Annotated in this window: 22 protein-coding genes; 14 read left to right on the top strand and 8 right to left on the bottom strand. The window is 65.2% G+C overall.

Annotated elements, in window-relative coordinates:
• Nucleotides 1-125: 125 nt before the first annotated feature.
• Nucleotides 126-1556, bottom strand: coding sequence for a cadherin repeat domain-containing protein (locus H6G16_RS06320; protein ID WP_190389449.1), 1431 nt, complete (start codon nt 1554-1556; stop codon nt 126-128).
• A 239-nt stretch (nt 1557-1795) separates the two neighbouring features.
• On the opposite strand from H6G16_RS06320, the gene H6G16_RS06315 reads away from it, so the two are divergent.
• On the top strand, nt 1796-2392 hold the full coding sequence (locus H6G16_RS06315; protein WP_190389448.1) for a response regulator transcription factor: 597 nt from the start codon (nt 1796-1798) through the stop codon (nt 2390-2392).
• Nucleotides 2389-4320 (top strand): PAS domain-containing protein, encoded by a 1932-nt coding sequence (locus tag H6G16_RS06310; RefSeq protein ID WP_190389447.1) that lies wholly within the window; start codon nt 2389-2391, stop codon nt 4318-4320. Before H6G16_RS06315 ends, H6G16_RS06310 begins: the two co-directional genes overlap by 4 nt.
• Before the next feature lie 9 nt (nt 4321-4329).
• On the opposite strand, the gene H6G16_RS06305 is transcribed toward H6G16_RS06310, so the two are convergent.
• Nucleotides 4330-5082 carry a cysteine peptidase family C39 domain-containing protein gene (locus H6G16_RS06305; RefSeq protein WP_190389446.1) on the bottom strand — a complete coding sequence of 251 codons (753 nt, stop codon included), beginning with the start codon at nt 5080-5082 and terminating at the stop codon, nt 4330-4332.
• 205 nt (nt 5083-5287) lie between these two features.
• Here H6G16_RS06305 and rpmB point away from each other — a divergent pair, with 205 nt between their 5' ends.
• Both rpmB and H6G16_RS06295 read left to right on the top strand, forming a co-directional pair.
• The gene (rpmB, locus tag H6G16_RS06300; RefSeq protein ID WP_190389445.1) at nt 5288-5524 is read left to right on the top strand and encodes a 50S ribosomal protein L28; all 237 of its coding nucleotides are present in this window, start codon (nt 5288-5290) and stop codon (nt 5522-5524) included.
• Nucleotides 5525-5531: 7 nt separating this feature from the next.
• Nucleotides 5532-6113 carry a peroxiredoxin gene (locus tag H6G16_RS06295; protein WP_190389444.1) on the top strand — a complete coding sequence of 194 codons (582 nt, stop codon included), beginning with the start codon at nt 5532-5534 and terminating at the stop codon, nt 6111-6113.
• 4 nt (nt 6114-6117) lie between these two features.
• Here the strand turns inward: H6G16_RS06295 and H6G16_RS06290 are convergent, their stop codons facing one another.
• Nucleotides 6118-6693, bottom strand: a complete 576-nt coding sequence (locus tag H6G16_RS06290; protein ID WP_190389443.1) for a hypothetical protein — start codon at nt 6691-6693, stop codon at nt 6118-6120.
• Between the two features lie 8 nt (nt 6694-6701).
• Nucleotides 6702-7826, bottom strand: a complete 1125-nt coding sequence (gene csaB / locus H6G16_RS06285) for a polysaccharide pyruvyl transferase CsaB (protein ID WP_190389442.1) — start codon at nt 7824-7826, stop codon at nt 6702-6704.
• Nucleotides 7827-7876: 50 nt separating this feature from the next.
• Between csaB and H6G16_RS06280 the strand changes: the two genes are divergently transcribed.
• Genes H6G16_RS06280 through psaK form a run of 4 tightly spaced genes read left to right on the top strand, consistent with a single transcriptional unit; the run spans nt 7877 to nt 9921 of the window.
• Nucleotides 7877-8182 carry a DUF2499 domain-containing protein gene (locus H6G16_RS06280; protein ID WP_190389441.1) on the top strand — a complete coding sequence of 102 codons (306 nt, stop codon included), beginning with the start codon at nt 7877-7879 and terminating at the stop codon, nt 8180-8182.
• Entirely contained in the window at nt 8179-8508 is a 330-nt protein-coding gene (locus H6G16_RS06275; RefSeq protein ID WP_190389440.1) for a DUF3593 domain-containing protein, read from the top strand. The genes H6G16_RS06280 and H6G16_RS06275 overlap by 4 nt, the downstream gene beginning before the upstream one ends.
• Complete coding sequence (locus H6G16_RS06270) at nt 8508-9608, top strand: transporter substrate-binding domain-containing protein (RefSeq protein ID WP_190389439.1); 1101 nt, start codon at nt 8508-8510, stop codon at nt 9606-9608. Before H6G16_RS06275 ends, H6G16_RS06270 begins: the two co-directional genes overlap by 1 nt.
• Before the next feature lie 55 nt (nt 9609-9663).
• Nucleotides 9664-9921: a photosystem I reaction center subunit PsaK gene (gene psaK, locus H6G16_RS06265; protein WP_190389438.1), complete on the top strand. Its 258-nt coding sequence runs from the start codon at nt 9664-9666 to the stop codon at nt 9919-9921.
• 19 nt (nt 9922-9940) lie between these two features.
• Here psaK and H6G16_RS06260 read toward each other — a convergent pair whose 3' ends face one another.
• Nucleotides 9941-11119, bottom strand: a complete 1179-nt coding sequence (locus H6G16_RS06260) for an FAD-dependent monooxygenase (RefSeq protein WP_190389437.1) — start codon at nt 11117-11119, stop codon at nt 9941-9943.
• 17 nt (nt 11120-11136) lie between these two features.
• Nucleotides 11137-13065 (bottom strand): 1-deoxy-D-xylulose-5-phosphate synthase, encoded by a 1929-nt coding sequence (gene dxs / locus H6G16_RS06255; RefSeq protein WP_190389436.1) that lies wholly within the window; start codon nt 13063-13065, stop codon nt 11137-11139.
• 73 nt (nt 13066-13138) lie between these two features.
• Here dxs and ilvA point away from each other — a divergent pair, with 73 nt between their 5' ends.
• The 3 genes from ilvA to H6G16_RS06240 are packed head-to-tail and all read left to right on the top strand — an operon-like array spanning nt 13139 to nt 15658.
• Nucleotides 13139-14710, top strand: a complete 1572-nt coding sequence (gene ilvA, locus H6G16_RS06250) for a threonine ammonia-lyase, biosynthetic (RefSeq protein ID WP_190389435.1) — start codon at nt 13139-13141, stop codon at nt 14708-14710.
• 28 nt (nt 14711-14738) lie between these two features.
• Entirely contained in the window at nt 14739-15332 is a 594-nt protein-coding gene (gene scpB / locus H6G16_RS06245; RefSeq protein ID WP_190389434.1) for an SMC-Scp complex subunit ScpB, read from the top strand.
• A 38-nt stretch (nt 15333-15370) separates the two neighbouring features.
• A complete protein-coding gene (locus H6G16_RS06240) occupies nt 15371-15658 on the top strand; it encodes a YggT family protein (RefSeq protein ID WP_190389433.1) in 288 nt (95 codons plus the stop codon).
• Nucleotides 15659-15665: 7 nt separating this feature from the next.
• Here H6G16_RS06240 and H6G16_RS06235 read toward each other — a convergent pair whose 3' ends face one another.
• On the bottom strand, nt 15666-16127 hold the full coding sequence (locus H6G16_RS06235) for a hypothetical protein (RefSeq protein WP_190389749.1): 462 nt from the start codon (nt 16125-16127) through the stop codon (nt 15666-15668).
• 2 nt (nt 16128-16129) lie between these two features.
• Entirely contained in the window at nt 16130-16459 is a 330-nt protein-coding gene (locus H6G16_RS06230; RefSeq protein WP_190389432.1) for a nucleoside triphosphate pyrophosphohydrolase family protein, read from the bottom strand.
• A gap of 57 nt (nt 16460-16516) precedes the next feature.
• Here H6G16_RS06230 and pyk point away from each other — a divergent pair, with 57 nt between their 5' ends.
• The 3 genes from pyk (at nt 16517) to H6G16_RS06215 (ending at nt 19985) form a co-directional block, all read left to right on the top strand.
• Entirely contained in the window at nt 16517-18301 is a 1785-nt protein-coding gene (gene pyk / locus H6G16_RS06225; RefSeq protein WP_190389431.1) for a pyruvate kinase, read from the top strand.
• Between the two features lie 20 nt (nt 18302-18321).
• Entirely contained in the window at nt 18322-19551 is a 1230-nt protein-coding gene (locus H6G16_RS06220; RefSeq protein WP_190389430.1) for an ABC transporter permease, read from the top strand.
• 113 nt (nt 19552-19664) lie between these two features.
• Nucleotides 19665-19985 carry a DUF1830 domain-containing protein gene (locus H6G16_RS06215; RefSeq protein WP_190389429.1) on the top strand — a complete coding sequence of 107 codons (321 nt, stop codon included), beginning with the start codon at nt 19665-19667 and terminating at the stop codon, nt 19983-19985.
• Nucleotides 19986-20015 lie beyond the last annotated feature (30 nt).

Below are 20015 nucleotides of genomic sequence, written 5' to 3'. Positions count from 1 at the left end.
GCCCAGCCAGCATCAGGCGATACGCAGCAGCCGGGGAGTCAGGACTCAATTCTCGGGGTCGCAATACGAGAGCGTTCGCGAAGAAGCGGCCGCAGAAAGAAACGGCTGAGCTTCAAGCGCAAGCCTCACGGAGTTGGGAAGGTCACATCAAATTGGTCCAGACGTCCAAGATCAGCACTGGTATCGAAAGCAAATACGCCAAGGAGATAGCGTTCCGGGATGGCGCCATTTGGATCTCTTTGCATATAAAATCCTTGCCCACCATCAACGACACCATCAAGAACAAATGTCATGTGCCCTAAATTACTCCACAGGGCAAAATGTGGCCCCACTGTCGTCACTGTAGCAATCGACTTGACAGAGGAGAAAGTGCGATTTGAGAAGTCACCAACCAAGGCGTCAGTCATGCCCTCAAAATCGATGGCAATTTTATCGTCATCGGTAAACCCCGTTAAGTCAAGACCGGTGACATTGATATTCCAATACTTGATGGTAACGGCATCGCTAGCAAAATCAACCTGAGTTGCGTCAAGCTTCTTGGTGCTTTTAGTTGAGTCAGGGCCAGAACCTGTTCCAAAGGTCCAGTTAGATGAGGAGGAGAGCAGCAGATTTTGCTCTCCTCCGTCGAATACACCATCCTTGTCGGTGTCTAACCAAGCACGATCAAATGAACCTTCGCCATCAGTAAAGCGCCTGTACGACACAAAGACTTCGCTCCCCCCGCCACCGCCATCGTCCAAATCAGTCACGTTTAACGTGACATCCACAGACTCAGACCAGTTATCAGTCGCATCACCGGCTTGGATGCCGTATGTGAATTGGTTGGGAGTCGTTTCGTAATCGTTGTTTGCAACTCCAGCAGCAACACCCGCAGCCGTGATCGTGATTTTACCGGTACTGTCGATTTGGTAGTAGCCATCCGCAGAGGTGGTGCCCTCAGAATCAGCAAAGCGATACTGTGTCACAGCCACATCGTCTGTGGCCTGCACCTGGCCAACCTCTGCGCCAGCGCTTTGATTCTCAGCGTAGTCAAAGCTCTGGTCGCCACCCACCACTGGTGCCGTGTCATCCACGTCAGCAACGGCATTAAGTTTGACACTGTCACCCCCATTCACTGATGTGGCACGCACACCCAATGTGAGGGATGAGAAATCATAAGTACCACCTTCGCTGCCCTCACTCTCTTCTTTGAACGAATCCAGGAATGCAAGTGTTCCTGCATCAAGGGTAAACGTTTGCTCTTCACCAGCGGTGAGATAGGTCGTTTTAGTCGTACCCAACTTGCCCAGCCCCGATGTGCTGAGCACGGTCACCTCGTCCCAGGTGATCAGATTGCCCTCGGCATCAAGGGAACCTGAGCCATTCATGTTCAGAGAGGTCTGAGTCTTGGTCAGAGACGTGCTGCCATCCGGCGTGGCATCTCCATCGGAGAACCAGAGGGCATTGAGATCCATCGATCCCGCAAGCATCTCAACCGTGGCCAGACCTGAATCATTGATCGAGATGGTGAACCAAAGGGCCGAGCCTTCGCTACCAAATGTCCAGGTGGTCGCCATTGCATAGAGAGCAGATTCCATTCACCTTGGGTGCCAGCACCAAGTTCCGGCATGGCCACTAACACTGAATAATGGGACCCATGTCAGCATTAACACGCAGGCAGCGCCTTATTCTGCGTATTAATACTGAGAGTTGGCGGTCGCAGTGCGTAAAAGCTTTTGGCGTTGGTCCCTCCAATCCTTAATAGGCGTACATTCGGTTGACCGGTCTGCCGAGGTCCTGGCCTGCGTTGCCTCCTATGGCTCTTCGCGTTCTCATTGTTGAAGATCAGCTGATGCTGCAGCAGTTGCTGGTTGGCATGCTGGAACGCCATCCGGCCCTGGAGGTCGTGGGAAGCGTGGGCAGCGCGGCCGAGGGCATTACGGCCTGTGCAACCCTGCTGCCCGACCTGGTGATCCTCGACATGGCCCTGCCCGATGGCGATGGGCTGCAGGTGGCCCAGGCCTTGCATGTGCTGCGGCCGTCAGCCCGCGTGATCGTCCTGTCGAGTTTTGCCAGCACCGTGGAGCGGCCGCCCGAATTGAGCACTGCGATTGTTGCCATTCTCGATAAAAATCGAGCGTTTCAAGACCTGCTCCATGAAATTGAGCCTCTGCTGCCGATCGGGTTGGATCCTCTGCCAGAACCATCGTTTAATACTGAGCAGCTCACCCAGCGGGAGCTGGAGGTGTTGCAGGAGATCGGTGCCGGCCACTCCTCCAAAACCATCGCCGAAAAGCTGTGCGTGTCTGTGCGCACTGTGGAAACCCATCGCCGCAGCATCTGCCAGAAATTTGGCCTCAGCGGTGCAGCGCTGGTCCACAAAGCCACTCTGCTGAGTCGGAAGCTCGCATGACCCCACCGGCCATCCCCGCTTCGTTCCAGGCCCTGCAGCTCACGGAAAACTTTCCTGTGGGCGCTTATGTTTTCTACCGAGACCCGGTCACCCAGCAGCCCAGCTTCAGCTTCTTCAGCAACCGACTCTTGGAGATGCTGGATCTCACCAGAGAGGAGCTGGATGCCAATCCGATGAATGCTTACCGCAGCATGCATCCGGACGATATTGACGCGTTCTTTAAGGCCTCAGACGAAGCTGTACGCAATCAGACTAATTTCATTAACGAAAGCCGCTACATCATTCGCGGCCAAACACGATGGTATCGGTTGGATTCCTGCTCGCGGCAACTGCCCGATGGTCAGACGGTGTGGGATGGCGCAGTGATCGATATCACCGAGCAACGCACTTCCCTGGAGGAAGCGAATAAGGCTCTGCAGCTCACTGAAAGTATTCCGGTAGGCACCTACGTGCTGCTCAGCCCTCGGGAAGGACCACAGCGCTACTCCTTCCTGAGTAGGCGCTTTCTGGAGATGACTGGCCTTGATCCCGACAAGCTGAAACAAGATTTTGCCCACTATTTTTCGATAGTGCATCCCGATGACCGGGAAGCAGCAATCGCCCACAACATCGCCGGTGCCGCTGCCCTCGAGCCCTACACTTGGGAAGGTCGTTGGCTACAAAATGGCAACGTGAAGTGGATCTCCATTGAATCCGTGCCACGCCGTCTGCCGACAGGCGAAGTGGCATGGGAGGGGGTCTTCATTGACTTCACGACCCGCAAACAGGCCGAGCAGCAGTTGATCGAGGCCAAGGAGCGCTTCCACAACATGATTAACCATCTACCCATTCCGGTGGCCACAACGCTGACCACACCGGAGCGTGAGGTGATCTTCGTAAACTTGGCCTTCACCCAAACCTTTGGCTACACACAGCTCGATTGTCCCACCATGGCGGATTGGGCTCGCTGTGCGTATCCGGATGAGGCCTACCGCAAAGCCGTGTTTGATGAATTTGATGCGGAAGTGACTGCGTCGGTGCAGGAGAATCGAATGCCACGGCCGTTGGAATATCGCGTCACCTGCAAAAACGGACAGGTGCGCGATGTACTGATCAATTGTTTGGTCGTTGAGGGGATGCTGTATGGCAGTTTTCTCGACATCACCGAACAACGCCAGGCCGAAGCGGAGCTGGCCAAGGCCTGGGCACAGGAACGGGAGGTTGAAGCAGAGCGCTCCCTCCAGCTCAATCAGAAGCTAAAAACCAGCCTCACCGCAGCGGCAGCGGCCCACGAAATCCAGCAGCCCCTGAGCGCAATCCTGCTCAACTGCCAAATGGCGATGGAGAGCCTGCAGGAACTATCCCCCAATCAGTTGCCCGCTTTACTTCAGGACAGCCTGAGGAGGCTCACCCTGGAAGGTGAACGGGTTGTGACCACCGTTGAACGCATGCGGATGCTGCTGCGCAACGTGGAAAGTGATCAGAACCAAATTAATCTGAGTATCAACCTTGATAGTGCTCTGGTGTATCTCAAGAATGAGCTGAAGCCAGACCAGTTGAACCTGCGAGTGGCGGGCCTTGATCAGCCATGCTGGATCCATGGGGATGGGGCCCAGTTGCAGATGGCGGTGGTAAACCTGATCCGCAATGCGGTTCAGGCGACGGACCACCTTCCCCTGGCCAACCGCCACTTACTGGTGCAGTTGATCAAGTCATCGAACGCTGTGGAGGTGCGCGTGGGTGACAGCGGCCCGGGGTTTCCCGACGAGTTTGACTACAGCCGTAGCTGGGAGCTACTTAAGAGCACCAAGATCACCGGCATGGGAATCGGCTTGTTTGTGGCTCAAACAGCCGCCACCAACCACCGAGGGCAGCTGCGCATCGGTCGCAGCGCCGAGCTGGGCGGAGCCGAGGTGGCGCTGGAACTACCCCTCAACGCCTCTACCTAAACACCATCGTTACATCGGCAGCTGGAACAGCCGCTGGCAGTAATCCAGCTCCATCGCCAATTGCAGGCGCTGGACGAAGTACCCCACCAGATGGCCCTGGATCAGCCCCAGCAGGTTGCGGAAGCCGAAGAGCAGCAACATCCCCAGGCCCAGGCTGAGCAGCAACTGGCTGTCGCGCCGCACCAGAACGTCGTCGGTGAGCAGCTGCATCAGCAGCGGCATCGCCAGGGCCAGCAGGCCCACTGCCGCGTTGATCAGCAAGGCCTGCAGCAGCAAACCGCGGTAGGGCAACACCTGGCGCAGCAGCTGCAGCCAGGGCCGCGCCTCCCCCTCCTCCAGGGCATCAAGCCGGGCATGGTTGGGCTCCAGCAGCAACATCACCCGGTTGCTCCATCCGGCCTCCAGTTCCTCGCGGCTCAACCAGCGCAGGCCCACGGCGGGGTCGGCGATCACAAAGCGCTGACCGGCGCGGCCATGCAGCACCACCCAGTGGTTGCCGCGCCAATGGCAGATCGCCGGCAACGGCACGGCCTCCAGCTGATTGAGCAGCTCGGGTCTGGCTCGCACCGAGCGGGCATGGAAGCCGATGCCTTCAGCGCCGCGACTCAGGCCCAGCAGGCTGGTGCCGGTGGACCCCGTACCCACCCATTCGCGTACCAGTGCCATCGGCAGGCGCTTGCCGTACTGCCGGGCCACCGTGGCCACGCATGCCGCCCCGCAATCCTCCTGGGCATGCTGCTGAACGCAGGCGTAGCGGCTCATCGGGCTGGGAGGCTGCGACAGGGGGTGGATCCCCTGGAAGCCAGGTGATCTGACCTCGCAAAGACCCTAAAAATCACTGAGGCCGCAGGCCTCGCAGATATTGGGTATCTCCGCTCTCAGCCCCGTCGGTTGGGAGCGGGGGGTCCGCACTTTGGTAGGGTTAATGCTTAGGCCTAGTGCCTGCAAGTCGTTTCGGAAATCGGTCATGTCCCGGGTCTGCCAGCTCACCGGCAAGCGCGCCAACAACGGCATGGCCGTGTCGCACTCCCACGTGCGCACCAAGAAGCTCCAGCAGGTGAACCTCCAGGAGCGCCGTCTGTGGTGGGCCGAGGGCAACCGCTTCGTCAAGCTGCGCGTCTCCACCCGCGCCCTCAAAACCATCCAAAAGAAGGGCCTAGGCGCCTACGCCAAGGAACTCGGCGTCGACCTCGCCAAGATCTGAGCCCCTGATGCAACGCCGGGCTTTTCTGCATCGCCTGGTTGGTGTGTTGCCGGTAGCGGCCGGCACCTCAAGCCTGCTGGCCTTCGGCCGGCGGGCTTTCGCATTGGGGGGCACCCTGCCCAGCCTCAACGCCCCGGCTCCGGACTTCGACCTGCCCGGCATCGCGCCCGCCGCCGATGGCCAGGCGCTGGAAACCCGGCTGACCCTGGCGGATTTCCGTGGGCGCTGGCTGGTGCTCTACTTCTACCCACGCGATTTCACCGGCGGCTGCACCCTGGAAGCCCGGGGCTTCCAGACGGATCTGGCCGCCTTCCAAGCCGCCGATGCGGCCGTGGTGGGGGTGAGCGCCGATGACGCCGACTCCCACGCCGACTTCTGCACCAGCGAAGGCCTGGCCTTTCCCCTGCTCTCCGACCCGGCCGGCACGGTGAGCCGGGCCTACGGCAGTTGGATCCCACCCTTCTCCCAGCGCCACACCTTTCTGATCGACCCCAGCGGTGTGCTGAGGGCCAGCTGGGTGGCGGTGCGACCCAGCGGCCACAGCAGGGAAGTGCTCAGCGCCCTACTCGAGCTTCAGGCCAATCCCTAGGCCGTCAGGCCAGCCGGTAGGTCATGAACCAGCCAGTGCCGGTGCCCTCCACCTCCCAGCGGGGCAACCAGTGGCGCCAGCTGTAGTGCACCGCTCGACCGCCCCGGCCCACCTGCACGTAGCCACCGGCGGGGTTGTTGAGCTCGCCATAGGGGTCGTTGAACACCCCAGCGGCCGGGGCATAGCCAATCGCCAGGATCCAGTGGCCGCCACCGCGGGGCGCTTGGCTGGGGCCATGGTGCAGAAAGCCCGTCCCCACCGGAAAGCCCCCATCGATCTCCCGCTGCAGCAGGCTGCTGGTGCCGTGGGTGCCGAAGCGCGCCGCGACCCCGTAGTGGGCGCAGGCAGCGATCTGGGCTGAAGGGGAGGTGGTGTCGCCGAAGCGCTGCACGGTGCGCAGATAGGTGTCGTCGGCATTCGCGCCCAGCAACGCCCCAGGCCTCAGATACTTCACCGCCATCGCACAGGTGCTGGAGAAGCACATCCGATAGGCCTGGCCTGGCAGGGCGCTGTCGGTTTGCACGTAGTACTGGCGCACCGGCAGCACGGTGCCGAGCGCCCCGGTGGTGGTGGAGCCCATACCCCCTGCTAGCAAGCACCGCCCGAGGCGTCCAGGGTCTGGAGCACCTGGCGGTGAACAGCCGTCTGGCGGCGCAGCTCCGCCAAGCGAGCTGCTGGCGGCGGGGTGTCGAGCGCAGCGCTCCAGGAAGCCAGCAAAAGGGCCTGCAGCTCTGAGGACTGAACGTCAGAAGCCGGCGCCTGATCCAGGCCCTGGCAGGGGCAACCCAGGGCAGCGGCGGCGGCGGCCACCTTGGGGTCGTAACTGAGGGCAGCGCAGGGGGCTCCGGCGAGGGCCGCCAGGATCAGCCCGTGCAGGCGCATGGCCACCACCAGCCCCGCACCACTGAACACCGCCATCGCCTCGCTGGGCCGCTCCGCATCCACCTCCCGGCTGCGGGCCGCCAGGCCAGCCGGCAGTACCCCCGTCTGGCGAAGTTCAGCCAGTAAGCCCCGGTCCTGGCCGGCGTGGAAGGGCAGCCAGATCACCTCCCGATCCTGGGTGGCGGCCACCTGATCGACGGCCGCCAGGTAGGGGCGCCAGGCTTCGCCCTGCAGCTGCTGGGTGGGGCGGAAACAGAGCACGAGGGGCCCACCGGTGCCCCGCCAGGGTTGGGGCGGTAGGGCCCACACCGGATCACTGCCTACCGGCCCCTCGCGCCCCAGGCGTTTGGCCAGGGCCGCCGACTCCGCATCCCGCCAGCTCACCGCGGTGACCAGGCGCAACAGGCGTCCCACCAGCAACCGGCTGCGCCGGCGGCGCAGTGGGCCCAGGCCCTGGCCCCAGAGCAGCACGGGCTTGCCCTCCAGCCGGGCCGCGGCGATCAGGGCGGCGTAATAAAGGAGGCTGCGGAAGCTGGTGGAGTCCTGCAGCAGGCTGCCTCCGCCCAGCACCAGGGCATCACAGCGACCCAGGGCCTTGAGCACCAGGGCCAAGCGCCGACGGGGCACCGTCTCCACGCCAAAGCGCTCGTGCACCAGGGTGGTGTCATGGGCGGTCACCACCGCCTGGCAAGCGGCGGGCAACTGGCTCAGCAACACCTCGAGCAAGGCGTCGTCGCCGAGGTTGTGCTCGCCGTAATAGCCGCACAGCAGTACGCGGGGCCGCGCCGCGTCACCTTTGAAATGCCCGCCCTCGTCACGAAACTCGCGCACGGGCTGTCCACGATCACAACCACAGCTTCGCACCCTGCCAGGATCGGCCCATGCACGCCCTCTCCCTGCCCACGTGGTGGATCCACATCACCTCGGTGCTGGAGTGGATGGCGGCGATGCTGGCCATTCAACAGCTGGGAGTCCGCCGGCAGGAAGGCGGTTGGCGCTGGTTGAGCCTGGCCATGCTGCCCGCCCTGGTGAGCGCCATGGCCGCCTGCACCTGGCACCTGTTCGACAACAGTCCCGACCTGCAGGGACTGGTGGTGCTGCAGGCCGGACTCACCACCCTCGGCAATGGCACCCTCGCCCTGGCCGCCTGGAATCTGCTGCGGCAACAGCGCCGAACCACCCCATGACAGGGCTGCTCAGCTGGCTGGCCGGCATCGATCCCACCCCCCTGTTCGTGCTGTCGCTGCTGCCCTACCTGGCCTTCCTCTGGTGGGCCGGGCGGATCGACGGGTTCCCGCGGCTTGCCCTGCGGGGGTTCCAGATGACCCTGGTGTTCGTGGCCGTCACGATCGCCGCCGCCGTGGTGGCCCAGCTGCGCTACGGGGCCCTGCTGGCCAATGTGGATCCCCTGCACGGCGGGGCCGAATCCCTGCTCACCCTCTCCAACCTGCTGGTGGTGCTGGGATTCAGCGGCGTGGGGGCAGCGGTCACCTCCCGCCGCCCTGAGCCGTGATGCTGGGAGCCCTGGCCCTCGCCTTCAGCCTGGGAGCCGCACCGGTACTGGCCACGACTCCCCCACCCCCCAGTGCCGTGCTGCGGGTGGGGGTGGCCGATGGGGCCCAGCCCTGCTCCTACCGGGAGCGGGGCAGCTGGAGCGGCCTGGCCGTGGAACTCTGGCAACGCGTCGCCGACCAGGAACGGCTGCCCTACGTGCTGGTGCCCGGCAACAGTGCCGCCAGCCTGCTGGAAGCCACCCGCCGGGGCGATCTGGACGTGGCCATCGGCTGCATCACGGTGTCGCCGGAACGGCTCAGCACCACGCGCTTTTCCCTGCCGTTCCAGGAATCCGGGCTCGGGGTGATGACCCGACGCAACCAGCTGGAGCTGGGCGCTTCCCTGCTGCGGGCCCTGGTGGCTCCCGACCTGATCCGGCTGCTGCTGGCCTACGTGGTGTTGATCAGCCTGCTAAGCCTCGGCGTGTGGCGGGTGGAGCGCAACGGCAGCAATCCCGCCCGGTGGGAGGTGGGTCGGCGGCGCGCCTTCGCCCTGATCTTTCAGGTGCTGGCCACCGGCCCCGGCACCAACACGGTGGTGGTGAGCTCCAGGGGTCACACCCTGGTGTTCCTCGCCTATCTGGTGCGCATCGTCACCGCCTCCCTGCTGGTGAGCTACGTCACCCTGAATGTGGTGCGGGGCAACCAGGAGCTCAGCAACCGCAACCTGCGCAACCTCCAGGACCTGGCGGGTCAGCGGGTGGCGGTTCGGCCCGGCACCGTCAGCGACGAGCTGCTGCGGCGGCTGAATGCCACCGGCCTGGAGCCAGCCATCCAGCTGCGCAAGCTGGATCGCATCACCCAGGCCGACGCCCTGCTCGGCAGTGGGGCGGTGGATGCGGTGATGGCCGATGACATTCAGCTCGACTACCTGCTGCACCAGCTGCCCCACAAACGCTACGGACTGGCGCTGCGCCAGCTCAACCCCCAGTCCCAGGCCTTTGCCCTGTCACCGGCGCTCAGCGACAACCAGGTCAACCGCATCAACGTGGCCCTCGGCCGCCTCAAACGCGATGGAGTGGTGACGCGGCTGCGGCAGCAGGCAATGAACAAGTCTTAAGCAGCAGGCGCCCGCAGCGATCGGACCCGGAAGATGGGGCGTCGGCATCCGTTCCATGATCGCTCCGCTTCTGGCTCTGGCCCCCGCCTCCATCACCTGGTCTCCCAAGGTGGCGCTGGTGATGATCGTCTGCAACGTGATCGCCATTGCCATCGGCAAGGCCACGATCAAGCACCCCAACGTGGGCCTGCAACTGCCCAGCCCCAGCCTGTTCGGCGGCTTCGGCCATGGCGCCATGCTCGGCACCCTGAGCCTGGGCCACATCCTCGGCATGGGCGCCATCCTCGGCCTGGCCTCCCGCGGCGTCGTCTAAGCGAGAGGCACGATCGCCTTCACCGCCAGCCCAACAGATAGGGCAACGCTTTGAGCCCATAGCGCTCAAAGCGGTAGTGAAACAACAGGGCGGAGAGATCCTCCGCCTTTCTGGTGTGCAATCCCTGCAGCAACCGCTCCAGGCGACGATCCCCCCGCTCGCTGGCCAGGCCGAGCCAGGTGCGTCGGGCCAATCGACCGCTCAGGCTCCAGCGCCAGCCCAGCTCTCGTCGCAGCAGGGCTGGGTAGCGGTCCAGCTGGGCTGTGTCCTGCGGGTGGGCCAGAGCCTGCAGCAGCAGGGGCGCCAACACCCGGGCACTGGCCAGGGCATGGCGAATCCCCTCGCCGCCCAGCAGGTTGGCGGTGCTCACCGCATCCCCTAGGCCGATCAACGGGCCCTGGCGATGCCGCTCCCGACGCCGCACCGTGCTGCGGATGCGTCCGCCGTGGCGGTCAAGCACCAATGCTCCCTCCAGGCCGCTGCGCTGCAGCAAGGCCCCGAGCTCCTGCCCCAGCGCAGATTGATCACGTCTTGGATCGTGGAGGCGGCACACCCCCACCTTGAGCCGCCCCGGTGCCATCGGGAACACCCAGCCGTAGCCCTGCTGCACCCAGTGGCTGCCGAGGAAAAAGCTGAGCCGATCCGCCCAGGCGGCGGAGACCTCGGGGCTCACCTGCAGCAACCACTCCACCCCCACACCCGCCACCAAGGGATCGTTCTGGCAAGGGGGCTCCCCAATCAGGGCCCGGCCTTCGCCGCTGGCATCCACCACCCAGCGGCTGCGGATCTGGTGACGGACACCTGAGGCATCCCGCACCTGGGTGAGGCAGGTGCCTGAAGGCTCCATCTGCCAGCCCAGGGCCGTGACCCCCAGTTGCAGCCGCGCGCCCCAGCCGAGGGCCTGATCGGCCAACCACTGGCGCAGGGCGCCGAAATCCAGCACGGCCCCCAGGGGCTGGGCCGCACTCCAGTGACGCCGCTGATCCCCCGGCCCCACCAGCTGCCAGCCGCTCCAGCGGGCGGCCACCACCTGGGGCGGCAGTCCGTAGCGCTCCACGGCATCCAGGGGCAGGGCCGCACTGCTGAAGGCGGCCTGACGCAGGTCGCTGAGGCGATCCACCAGCAGCACATCCACACCGGCGAGCGCCAGGAGCCGGGCCAGCTCGGCACCGGCCGGACCGGCCCCAACCACCAGCACCTCACAGCACGGCAGGGTCAGACGGCCACAGGCTGGGCAGCACCGGTGCGCTGGGACGGCAGCACGGCGGCGAAGCGCTCCAGGATGCGATCGGCCATCTGGGGCGGGGTGAGGCCCAGGCTCTGCTTGCTCTGATCAGGGCTGGCATGGTCCACGAGCACGTCGGGAATGCCGATCCGCAACACGGGCACCAGCACGTCGTGGTCGACGAGGATTTCCACCACCGCGGCCCCAAAGCCTCCGGCCAGGGCCCCTTCCTCCATCGTCACCACCTTGCCGATGCGCTGGGCCATCGGCAGGATCAGGGCCTCATCAAGGGGCCGCAGGAAGCGGGCATTGATCACGGCGGCCCGCACGCCCTGCTCCTGCAGCAGGCCGGCGGTGGCCATCGCCGGCGCCACCATGGCGCCGTAGGCCACGATCAGCAGGTCGTCGCCATCGGTGAGCAGCTCTCCGCGGCCAATCTGCAGGGGTTCGAAGCCCTCCTCCGCCAGGGGCACCCCCTCCCCTTCTCCCCGGGGAATGCGCAGGGCACAGGGACCGCTGTGGTGGATGGAGGTCACCAGCATGCGCTGCAGCTCGGCCTCGTCCTTGGGCGCCATCACCGTGAAGTTGGGGATGGCGCGGAAGTAGCTGATGTCGTATTGGCCCTGGTGGGTGGGGCCATCCGCCCCCACCAGGCCCGCCCGGTCCAGCACAAAGGTGACCGGCAGGTTCTGGATGCCCACGTCGTGGATGAGCTGGTCGAAGGCGCGCTGCAGGAAGGTGCTGTAGATCGCCACCACGGGCTTGAGGCCCTCGCAGGCCATGCCCGCCGCCATGGTGACGGCGTGCTGCTCGGCGATGCCCACATCGAAATACTGATCCGGCAGGGCCTTCTCGAGCAGATCCAGGCCGGTGCCGGTGGCCATGGCGGCGGTGATGCCCACCACGGTGGGGTCCTGTTCGCAGAGCTTCACCAGCGTCTGGCCGAACACCTTGCTGTAGCTGGGGGGTTTCGGCTTGCTGGAGGGATAGGCCTTGCCGGTGGCCAGGTCAAAGGCACTCTGGGCGTGGTAGCCCACCTGGTCGGCCTCGGCGTAGGCGTAGCCCTTGCCCTTGGTGGTGGCCACATGCACCAACACCGGACCCTCGGTGCGGTGGGCCTGCTCGAAGGTGCGCACCATGCCGGCGATGTCGTGCCCATCGATCGGACCGATGTAGGTGAAGCCCAGCTCCTCGAACACGGCGCCCACCTTGGGCACCGCCAGGCGCTTCATGCTCTCTTTGAGGGTTTTGAGCTCGGTGGGCAGCTCGCCGTGGAGGAAGGGCAGGTGCTTGATCGCCTCCTCGGCATTGCCCTGCAGAAACTGGAGCGGCGGGCTCAACCGCATGCGATTGAGATAGGTGGAAAGGGCCCCCACCGGAGGACTGATCGACATGTCGTTGTCGTTCAGCACCACCAGCAGCTTGGTGGTGGGCAGGTGGCCGGCGTGGTTGATGGCCTCGAGGGCCATGCCGCCGGTGAGGGCGCCATCGCCGATCACCGCCACGCATTTGAAATCTTCACCGCGGCGATCCCGGGCCAGGGCCATGCCCAGGGCCGCCGAAATCGAGGTGCTGGCGTGGCCGGCGCCGAAGTGGTCAAAGCGGCTCTCGCAGCGCTTGAGATAGCCCGCCACACCGTCCTTCTGGCGCAGGCTGTCGAAACTTTTGTAGCGGCCCGTCACCAACTTGTGGGGATAGGCCTGGTGCCCCACGTCCCACACCACCTTGTCGTGGTCGAGGTCGAGGGTTTGGTAGAGGGCCAGGGTGAGTTCCACCACCCCCAGGCCCGGGCCGAGGTGACCGCCGCTGGTGCTCACCACCTCGAGGTGGCGCTCCCGGATCTGGCGGGCAATGGCTTCGAGCTCCGGCGTGCTCAGGCCGTGCAGCTGATTCGGATGATTCAGCTCACTGAGATGCATGCACAACCCTGGAGGTGGGGTGCAATCTAGGCCTTTGCACCCTCCCAAAGGTGCCGATTGCGACACTGGTGCCATGAGCGAGGCCCCCCAGAGCTATTTGCAGCGCATCCTGCGGGCGCGGGTGTACGACGTGGCGATCGAATCGCCCCTCGATCCAGCCCCGAATCTGTCGGCGCGTCTGCACAACCGGGTGCTGCTGAAGCGGGAGGATCTGCAGCCGGTGTTCAGCTTCAAGCTGCGCGGCGCCTACAACAAAATGGCTGGCCTGAGCGCCGCCGAACTGGAGCGCGGCGTGATCGCCGCCAGCGCTGGCAACCATGCCCAGGGGGTGGCCCTCGGGGCCCAGAAACTGGGCTGCCGCGCCGTGATCGTGATGCCGGTCACCACGCCGGAGATGAAGGTGAAGGCCGTGGCCGCCCGCGGCGCCGAGGTGGTGTTGCACGGCGACAACTACGACGCCGCCTGCACCGAGGCCACCCGCCTGGGGGCGGAACGGGGGCTCACCTTCATCCACCCCTTCGACGATCCAGATGTGATCGCCGGCCAGGGCACGATCGGCCTGGAGATCCTGCGCCAGTGCTCCTCCCCTCCGGATGTGATCTACGTGGCCGTGGGCGGAGGCGGCCTGATTGCGGGGATCGGCGCCTACGTGAAAACCCTCTGGCCCCAGGTGCAGATCGTGGGGGTGGAGCCGGTGGATGCCGATGCCATGACCCGTTCCCTGGCCGCCGGAGCACGGGTGCAGCTGGAGCAGGTGGGCCTGTTTGCCGACGGGGTGGCCGTGCGCCAGGTGGGCGAGCACACCTTTGCTTTGGCCCAGCAAACGGTGGATCGGATGGTCACGGTGGACACCGATGCCATCTGCGCGGCCATCAAGGACGTGTTCGAAGACACCCGCTCGATCCTCGAACCCGCGGGAGCCCTGGCAGTGGCTGGCATGAAACGGGATGTGGCCCAGCAGGGGCTCCATGGCCTCACCCTGGTGGCGGTGGCCTGCGGCGCCAACATGAATTTTGATCGGCTGCGGTTCGTGGCTGAACGCACCGAAATCGGCGAAGACCGCGAGGCCATGCTGGCGGTGGAAATCCCCGAGCAAACCGGCAGCCTGCGGCGCTTCTGCGGCGTGCTGGGCCAACGCAGCCTCACCGAATTCAGCTACCGGTTGGCCGATCCGCGGGTGGCTCACATCTTCGTGGGGGTGCAGACCAGCGGCACTGCCGATGAACAGGCCCTGATCGACGACGTGCGCCGCGCGGGCTTCCCCTGCCTCGACCTCTCCAAGGACGAACTGGCCAAGCTGCACCTGCGCCACATGGTGGGCGGGCGGCTGCCCGCCAGTGCCGCCGCCGCCCTCGAGCAGGGGGAGGAACTCCTCTACCGCTTCGAGTTTCCCGAAAAACCCGGAGCCCTGATGGCGTTCGTGAACGCCCTGCACGCCAGCTGGAACATCAGCATCTTTCACTACCGCAACCACGGGGCCGACGTGGGGCGCATCGTGGTGGGGGTGCAGGTGCCCCAAGGGGAGAGGGCTGCTTGGCAGGCGTTCCTCAACGGACTCGACTACCAGCACTGGGATGAAACCGACAACCCGGCCTACCGGCTGTTTCTCGGCCCCAGCACCGCCTCTTTACCAGCCCTGGCCTGAGCCCGAACAGCTGCGGTACCGTGCGGCCATGCACACAGGCTCAGCGGCCACAGAGGCGATCCAGGGTCTCTCGCTGCCGGCGCGGATGGAGGCCATCCTCTATCTAAAGGGCCGGCCCGTGAGCCTGGCCGAGCTGGCCGAGATCGCCGCCGTCAGCCGGGAAGAAGCGGAACTGGGGCTGATCACCCTGATCACCGATTACGCCCACCGGGACACCGCCCTGGAGGTGCGCCAGGAGGGAAACCGCTACAGCCTGCAGCTGCGCGACGGCCTGGGCGACCTGGTGCAGAACCTGCTGCCGGTGGACCTCTCCACCGCCGCCCTGCGCACCCTCGCCACCATTGCCCTCAAGAAGCGCATCCTCCAATCGGATCTGGTGGAGCTGCGGGGCTCCGGCGCCTACGACCACATCAAGGAACTGCTGGCCCAGGACTTCATCGAACGCAAGCGTCAGAGTGATGGCCGCTCCTACTGGCTCACCCTGAGCGAGAAATTCCACCGCACCTTCGCCGTTAAGGCCGCCGACCTGCAGCCCCGCGCCAGACCGGTCAAGCCCGAAGGGTCCGAACCCCAGCCGGCACCAGCATCAAGCGAGCCTGAAGCCTGGGAAGAGGCTGCCTAGAGTTCCCCCACCGAGCCTTCCGCCGACGAGCACCATCCATGGACGCGCTGAGTTTTCTGCTGCAGGTGCTGGCCCAGACCCTGAGCATCTACACCCTGGTGCTGCTGGTGCGGGTGCTGCTCAGCTGGTTCCCCAACCTCGACTGGGGCAACCCCGTGCTCTCCACGGTGAGTTCGATCACCGACCCCTACCTGAATGCCTTCCGCGGGCTAATCCCCCCCCTGGGAGGCCTCGACCTCTCCGCCATCCTGGCCTTCATCGTGTTGCAGCTGGCCCAGAGCCTGCTGGAGGGGGCCAGTGTGTCGCTGCTCAGCTCGGGTTATTGAGCTGGACTTATTGAGCGGCCAAAGCCTGTTCCAGCGGCAGCAGTTCGTCGTCGTCTCCAGCCCGGGTGCGCACCGGGGCACTGAAGCCGCGGGCCTTGACGTTGCGGAAGCTCAGCGGACCCGGGGTGCCGGCCGGCACGGAGAGACGCAGGGCAAAGGCTGAGCTCCCGGGGGGCACATCGCCGATGGAGCCCACCCGGGTGCGGTTTTGCAGCACCGGTTCGCCACTGGAATCCACGATCAGGGCAAACACGTCGGTGTCCACCACCGGCTTGCGGCCCGGATTCAGCACCGTGCCCCGCAGGGCGTAGCAGCTGGCCCCTGAGGGGCGCCGCAACTCGGGCTGGGCGCCCACATCCTCCGCGGGGCAGGGCTCCAGGGTCACCTCCGACACCTGGAGGTCAGCGGCCCAGGCGGAGGGGGGGGCCAGCAGCAACAGGGCCGCCAGAAGGGGAGCCAGCACAAGCATGATCACCGCGTATCCCCGCTGCCTGCGATCACGTTACGGGCGGCACGGCTGGCGAGTTTGTCCAGGTTGGCCTGGGCGATCTGATCGAGCTCCAAACCCAGCTCGGTGGCCAGCTGGGCCACGTACCAGAGCACATCGCCCAGTTCCAGTTCCAGGGCGGCGATCACCTCCGGGCTGAAGGAGCCGTTCTGGTCGCGCAGCACCTTTTTGACCTTGTCGGCCACCTCGCCGGCCTCACCGCACAGACCCAGGGTGGGGTAGATGGGGTTGGCACCCGCCTCGGGGTAGCGGGCGGTGGCGCGGGAGCGCTCCTGGTAGGCCTGGAAATCCAACTGGGGCAGCCCATTGCAGGCCTGGATGGTAGTTTCCAGCTGTCTGATGGCGTGTTGATGCCCCAGCCCGATCTCATGCGTCGCACCAAGATCGTGGCCACGATCGGGCCCGCCACGGAATCCCACGAACGGCTGCGCGAGCTGATCGCCGCCGGTGCCACCACCTTCCGCCTCAATTTCTCCCACGGCGACCACAGCGAGCACGCGGCTCGCATCGCCACGATCCGTCAGGTGGCCACCGAGCTCGGCATTGAGATAGGCATCCTGCAAGACCTGCAGGGGCCCAAGATTCGCCTGGGCCGCTTCGCCGATGGGCCCATCACCCTGGCCAAGGGCGATCCCTTCACCCTCACCTCAAGGGATGTGGCCTGCAATCAGACGATTGCCACGGTCACCTACGACAAGCTGGCCGACGAGGTGGTGCCAGGCAGCCGCATTCTGTTGGATGACGGCCGGGTGGAAATGGTGGTCGATCGGGTCGACCAACCTGAGCAGACCCTGTATTGCAGCGTCACCGTTGGGGGGGTGCTCTCCAACAACAAGGGGGTCAACTTCCCGGATGTGCAGCTCTCAATCCGGGCCCTCACCGAGAAGGATCGCATCGACCTGGCCTTCGGGCTCAAGCAGGGGGTGGACTGGGTGGCGCTCAGCTTTGTGCGCAACCCGTCCGACATGCGCGAGATCCGGGAGCTGATCCGCAGCCACGGCCACCAGACCCCCGTGGTGGCCAAGATCGAGAAATTCGAGGCCATCGATCAGATCGACGACATCCTGCCCCTCTGTGACGGGGTGATGGTGGCCCGCGGTGACCTCGGCGTGGAGATGCCCGCTGAGGAAGTGCCCCTGCTGCAGAAGGAGCTGATCCGCAAGGCCAACAGCCTCGGCATCCCGGTGATCACCGCCACCCAGATGCTGGATTCCATGGTGAGCTGTCCCCGGCCCACCCGGGCCGAGGTGAGCGACGTGGCCAACGCCATCCTTGACGGCACGGACGCCGTGATGCTCTCCAACGAGAGCGCCGTAGGGGATTTCCCCGTGGAAGCCGTGGCCACCATGGCCACCATCGCCAGGCGCATCGAGCGCGACTATCCCCAACGGGTGCTGGACAGCCACATGGCCACCACCATCCCCAATGCCATCTGTCAGGCGGTGAGCAGCATCGCCCGCCAACTCAACGCCGCCGCGATCTTGCCGCTCACCAAGGGGGGATCCACGGCCCGCAACGTCAGCAAGTTCCGTCCCAGCACCCCGATCCTGGCGATCACCAGTGAGGTGAGCGTGGCCCGCCAGCTGCAGCTCTGCTGGGGGGTCAATCCCCTGCTGGTGGAAGAACAGAGCTCCTCAACCAGCACCTTCAGCCTCGCCATGGGCAAGGCCCGCGAACTGGGCTTTCTCCAGGATGGCGATCTGGTCGTGCAGACCGCCGGCACCCTCGCTGGCATCAGTGGCTCCACCGATTTCATCAAGGTGGGCATCGTTTCGGCCGTGCTGTCGAAGGGCACCGGCATCGGCAGCGGCTCGGTGAGCGGCCGGGTGCGCCTGGCGGACACTGCGGAAGCGGCCGCGGCGATTCAGCCCGGCGAAATCCTGGTGGTGCGCGACAGCACGGCCGCCTACGTGGAGGCGATCCGCAAGGCCAAGGCCGTGATCGCTGAAGCAGACGGTGTGGAGAGCCACGCGGCCGTGATTGCCCAGCGCACCGGCATTGCCGCCATCGTGGGGGTGGACAACGCCTTTGCCAGCCTGCGCCAGGGGGAGATCGTCACCCTGGATCTGATCCGCGGTGAAGTGCATCGCGGGGCCCGAAGCCACCACGCTGACCCCAACGGCTCCATCGTCTAGGGCCCACCCGCCGCACAGCCATGGCATCCAAGCTCCCCATGCGGGAAACGGTGGGGATGGCCCTCTCCACCCTGCGCGCCAACCGGCTGCGCAGCCTGCTCACCATGCTCGGCATCGTGATCGGCAACGCCTCGGTGATCACCCTGGTGGGGGTTGGTCGGGGCGCCCAGAACCTGGCGGAAGGCCAGCTCAGCAATCTGGGGGCCAACGTGCTCTTCGTGGTGCCAGGCAACAACGACACCCGCCGCCAGGGGATCGACTTCCCCAGAACCCTGGTGCTGGAGGACGCCGAAGCCATCGCTGAGCAGGTGCCCAGCGTTAAACGGGTGGCGCCCCAGATCACCCTGAGTGAGGTGATCCAGGCCGGTGGGATCAGCAGCACCGCTTCGGTGTCGGGGGTGACGCCGGAATTCCTGCCCGTGCGCCAGTTTGAAGTGGCCCAGGGCCGCTTCTTCTCCGCCAGCGACCTGAACAGCGCCCGCAATGTCACGGTGGTGGGCCCGGATCTGGGCGTCAAGATGTTCCCGGGCAAGGCTCCGGTTGGCCGCCAGCTGCGCATCCGCAACCAGCTGTTCGAGGTGATCGGCGTGCTGGAACCCAAGGGGGCCGTGTTCGGCCAAAACCAGGACGAGAATGCCTATGTCCCCCTCACCACCATGGTGAGCAAACTCTCCGGCCGGGACCCCACCTACGGCGTCAACCTCAACTTCATCAGCGTCGAGGCCCGCGACGAGCAGAGCACCGGCGCCGCCGCCTTCCAGATCACCAACCTGCTGCGCCAGCGGCACCGGATCCTGCGGGAGGACGACTTCGCCGTGCGCTCCCAGAAGGATGCCCTCACGATCGTCAGCACCATCACCGGCGGGCTCACCCTGATGCTGGGTGCCATTGGTGCCGTGTCCCTGCTGGTGGGCGGCATCGGCATCATGAACATCATGTTGGTGTCGGTGAGTGAGCGCACCGAGGAGATCGGCCTGCGCAAGGCCCTCGGCGCCCGCAGCGGCGATGTGCTGCTCCAGTTCCTGGTGGAATCGCTGGTGCTGGCCAGCCTGGGAGGGGTGATCGGCAGTGCGGTGGGGATCGGCACGGTCACCTTGGTGGCCGCCATCACGCCCCTGCCGGCTGCCATTGGGGGTGCCACCGTGCTGGGCACGGTGGTGCTCTCCGGCTCGATCGGCCTGTTTTTCGGCGTGGTGCCCGCCCGGCGGGCGGCCCGCCTCGATCCGATCGTGGCGCTGCGCAGCCTTTAGACCTCCGCCGAGAAACCGAAGAAACTGTTAAAAAGCAAAAACCGTGGCCTTCGTCACCAAACCCCAACGCAGGCCAATGGCTTGATGGATGGATTGGATTGGTTTGGAACGGCGTGGCTCTGTTGGCGTGCGGCTACCGCAACTCCAGTGATCGGATGGTGATCCTGCGTTGCGTGGGACCCGAGGAGTTCTTTCTCGAGCGGGTGGTGTTTCCCTTTGAGCTCTTGAGCTTCCAATGCCCGCCCCAGAGTGAGGTGAAGATCTGGACCCACGGTCTGGGGGGACCGGAACTGGTGGAGACCATCCAGACGGAGGAACTCCTGATCGAACCGGCGGCCAGCACCGGACCCCTGGAAGCCCTGCCCGGCAGCGGCCAGCACCAGGCCGATGCCGACCCCGAAGACGATCTGGGGCTCTGGGCCATCGCGGGTTAATCGCAACGCTCCTGGGGCGTCCGCGGCGCC

This window comes from Cyanobium sp. FACHB-13342 (assembly GCF_014697415.1).
Classification (GTDB): Bacteria; Cyanobacteriota; Cyanobacteriia; order PCC-6307; family Cyanobiaceae; genus Cyanobium_A.
Note: the sequence above shows the minus strand (reverse complement) of the source record. Positions and strands in the feature narration are given on the sequence as shown.

Excerpts from the sequence above, each read along its gene's own strand:
- H6G16_RS06320 (WP_190389449.1), bottom strand. The coding sequence starts at position 1,556 with ATGGCGACCACCTGGACATTTGGTAGCGAAGGCTCGGCCCTTTGGTTC.
- H6G16_RS06315 (WP_190389448.1), top strand. The coding sequence starts at position 1,796 with ATGGCTCTTCGCGTTCTCATTGTTGAAGATCAGCTGATGCTGCAGCAG.
- H6G16_RS06310 (WP_190389447.1), top strand. The coding sequence starts at position 2,389 with ATGACCCCACCGGCCATCCCCGCTTCGTTCCAGGCCCTGCAGCTCACG.
- H6G16_RS06305 (WP_190389446.1), bottom strand. The coding sequence starts at position 5,082 with ATGAGCCGCTACGCCTGCGTTCAGCAGCATGCCCAGGAGGATTGCGGG.
- rpmB (WP_190389445.1), top strand. The coding sequence starts at position 5,288 with ATGTCCCGGGTCTGCCAGCTCACCGGCAAGCGCGCCAACAACGGCATG.
- H6G16_RS06295 (WP_190389444.1), top strand. The coding sequence starts at position 5,532 with ATGCAACGCCGGGCTTTTCTGCATCGCCTGGTTGGTGTGTTGCCGGTA.
- H6G16_RS06290 (WP_190389443.1), bottom strand. The coding sequence starts at position 6,693 with ATGGGCTCCACCACCACCGGGGCGCTCGGCACCGTGCTGCCGGTGCGC.
- H6G16_RS06280 (WP_190389441.1), top strand. The coding sequence starts at position 7,877 with ATGCACGCCCTCTCCCTGCCCACGTGGTGGATCCACATCACCTCGGTG.
- H6G16_RS06275 (WP_190389440.1), top strand. The coding sequence starts at position 8,179 with ATGACAGGGCTGCTCAGCTGGCTGGCCGGCATCGATCCCACCCCCCTG.
- H6G16_RS06270 (WP_190389439.1), top strand. The coding sequence starts at position 8,508 with ATGCTGGGAGCCCTGGCCCTCGCCTTCAGCCTGGGAGCCGCACCGGTA.
- psaK (WP_190389438.1), top strand. The coding sequence starts at position 9,664 with ATGATCGCTCCGCTTCTGGCTCTGGCCCCCGCCTCCATCACCTGGTCT.
- dxs (WP_190389436.1), bottom strand. The coding sequence starts at position 13,065 with ATGCATCTCAGTGAGCTGAATCATCCGAATCAGCTGCACGGCCTGAGC.
- ilvA (WP_190389435.1), top strand. The coding sequence starts at position 13,139 with ATGAGCGAGGCCCCCCAGAGCTATTTGCAGCGCATCCTGCGGGCGCGG.
- scpB (WP_190389434.1), top strand. The coding sequence starts at position 14,739 with ATGCACACAGGCTCAGCGGCCACAGAGGCGATCCAGGGTCTCTCGCTG.
- H6G16_RS06240 (WP_190389433.1), top strand. The coding sequence starts at position 15,371 with ATGGACGCGCTGAGTTTTCTGCTGCAGGTGCTGGCCCAGACCCTGAGC.
- H6G16_RS06235 (WP_190389749.1), bottom strand. The coding sequence starts at position 16,127 with ATGCTTGTGCTGGCTCCCCTTCTGGCGGCCCTGTTGCTGCTGGCCCCC.
- pyk (WP_190389431.1), top strand. The coding sequence starts at position 16,517 with ATGCCCCAGCCCGATCTCATGCGTCGCACCAAGATCGTGGCCACGATC.
- H6G16_RS06220 (WP_190389430.1), top strand. The coding sequence starts at position 18,322 with ATGGCATCCAAGCTCCCCATGCGGGAAACGGTGGGGATGGCCCTCTCC.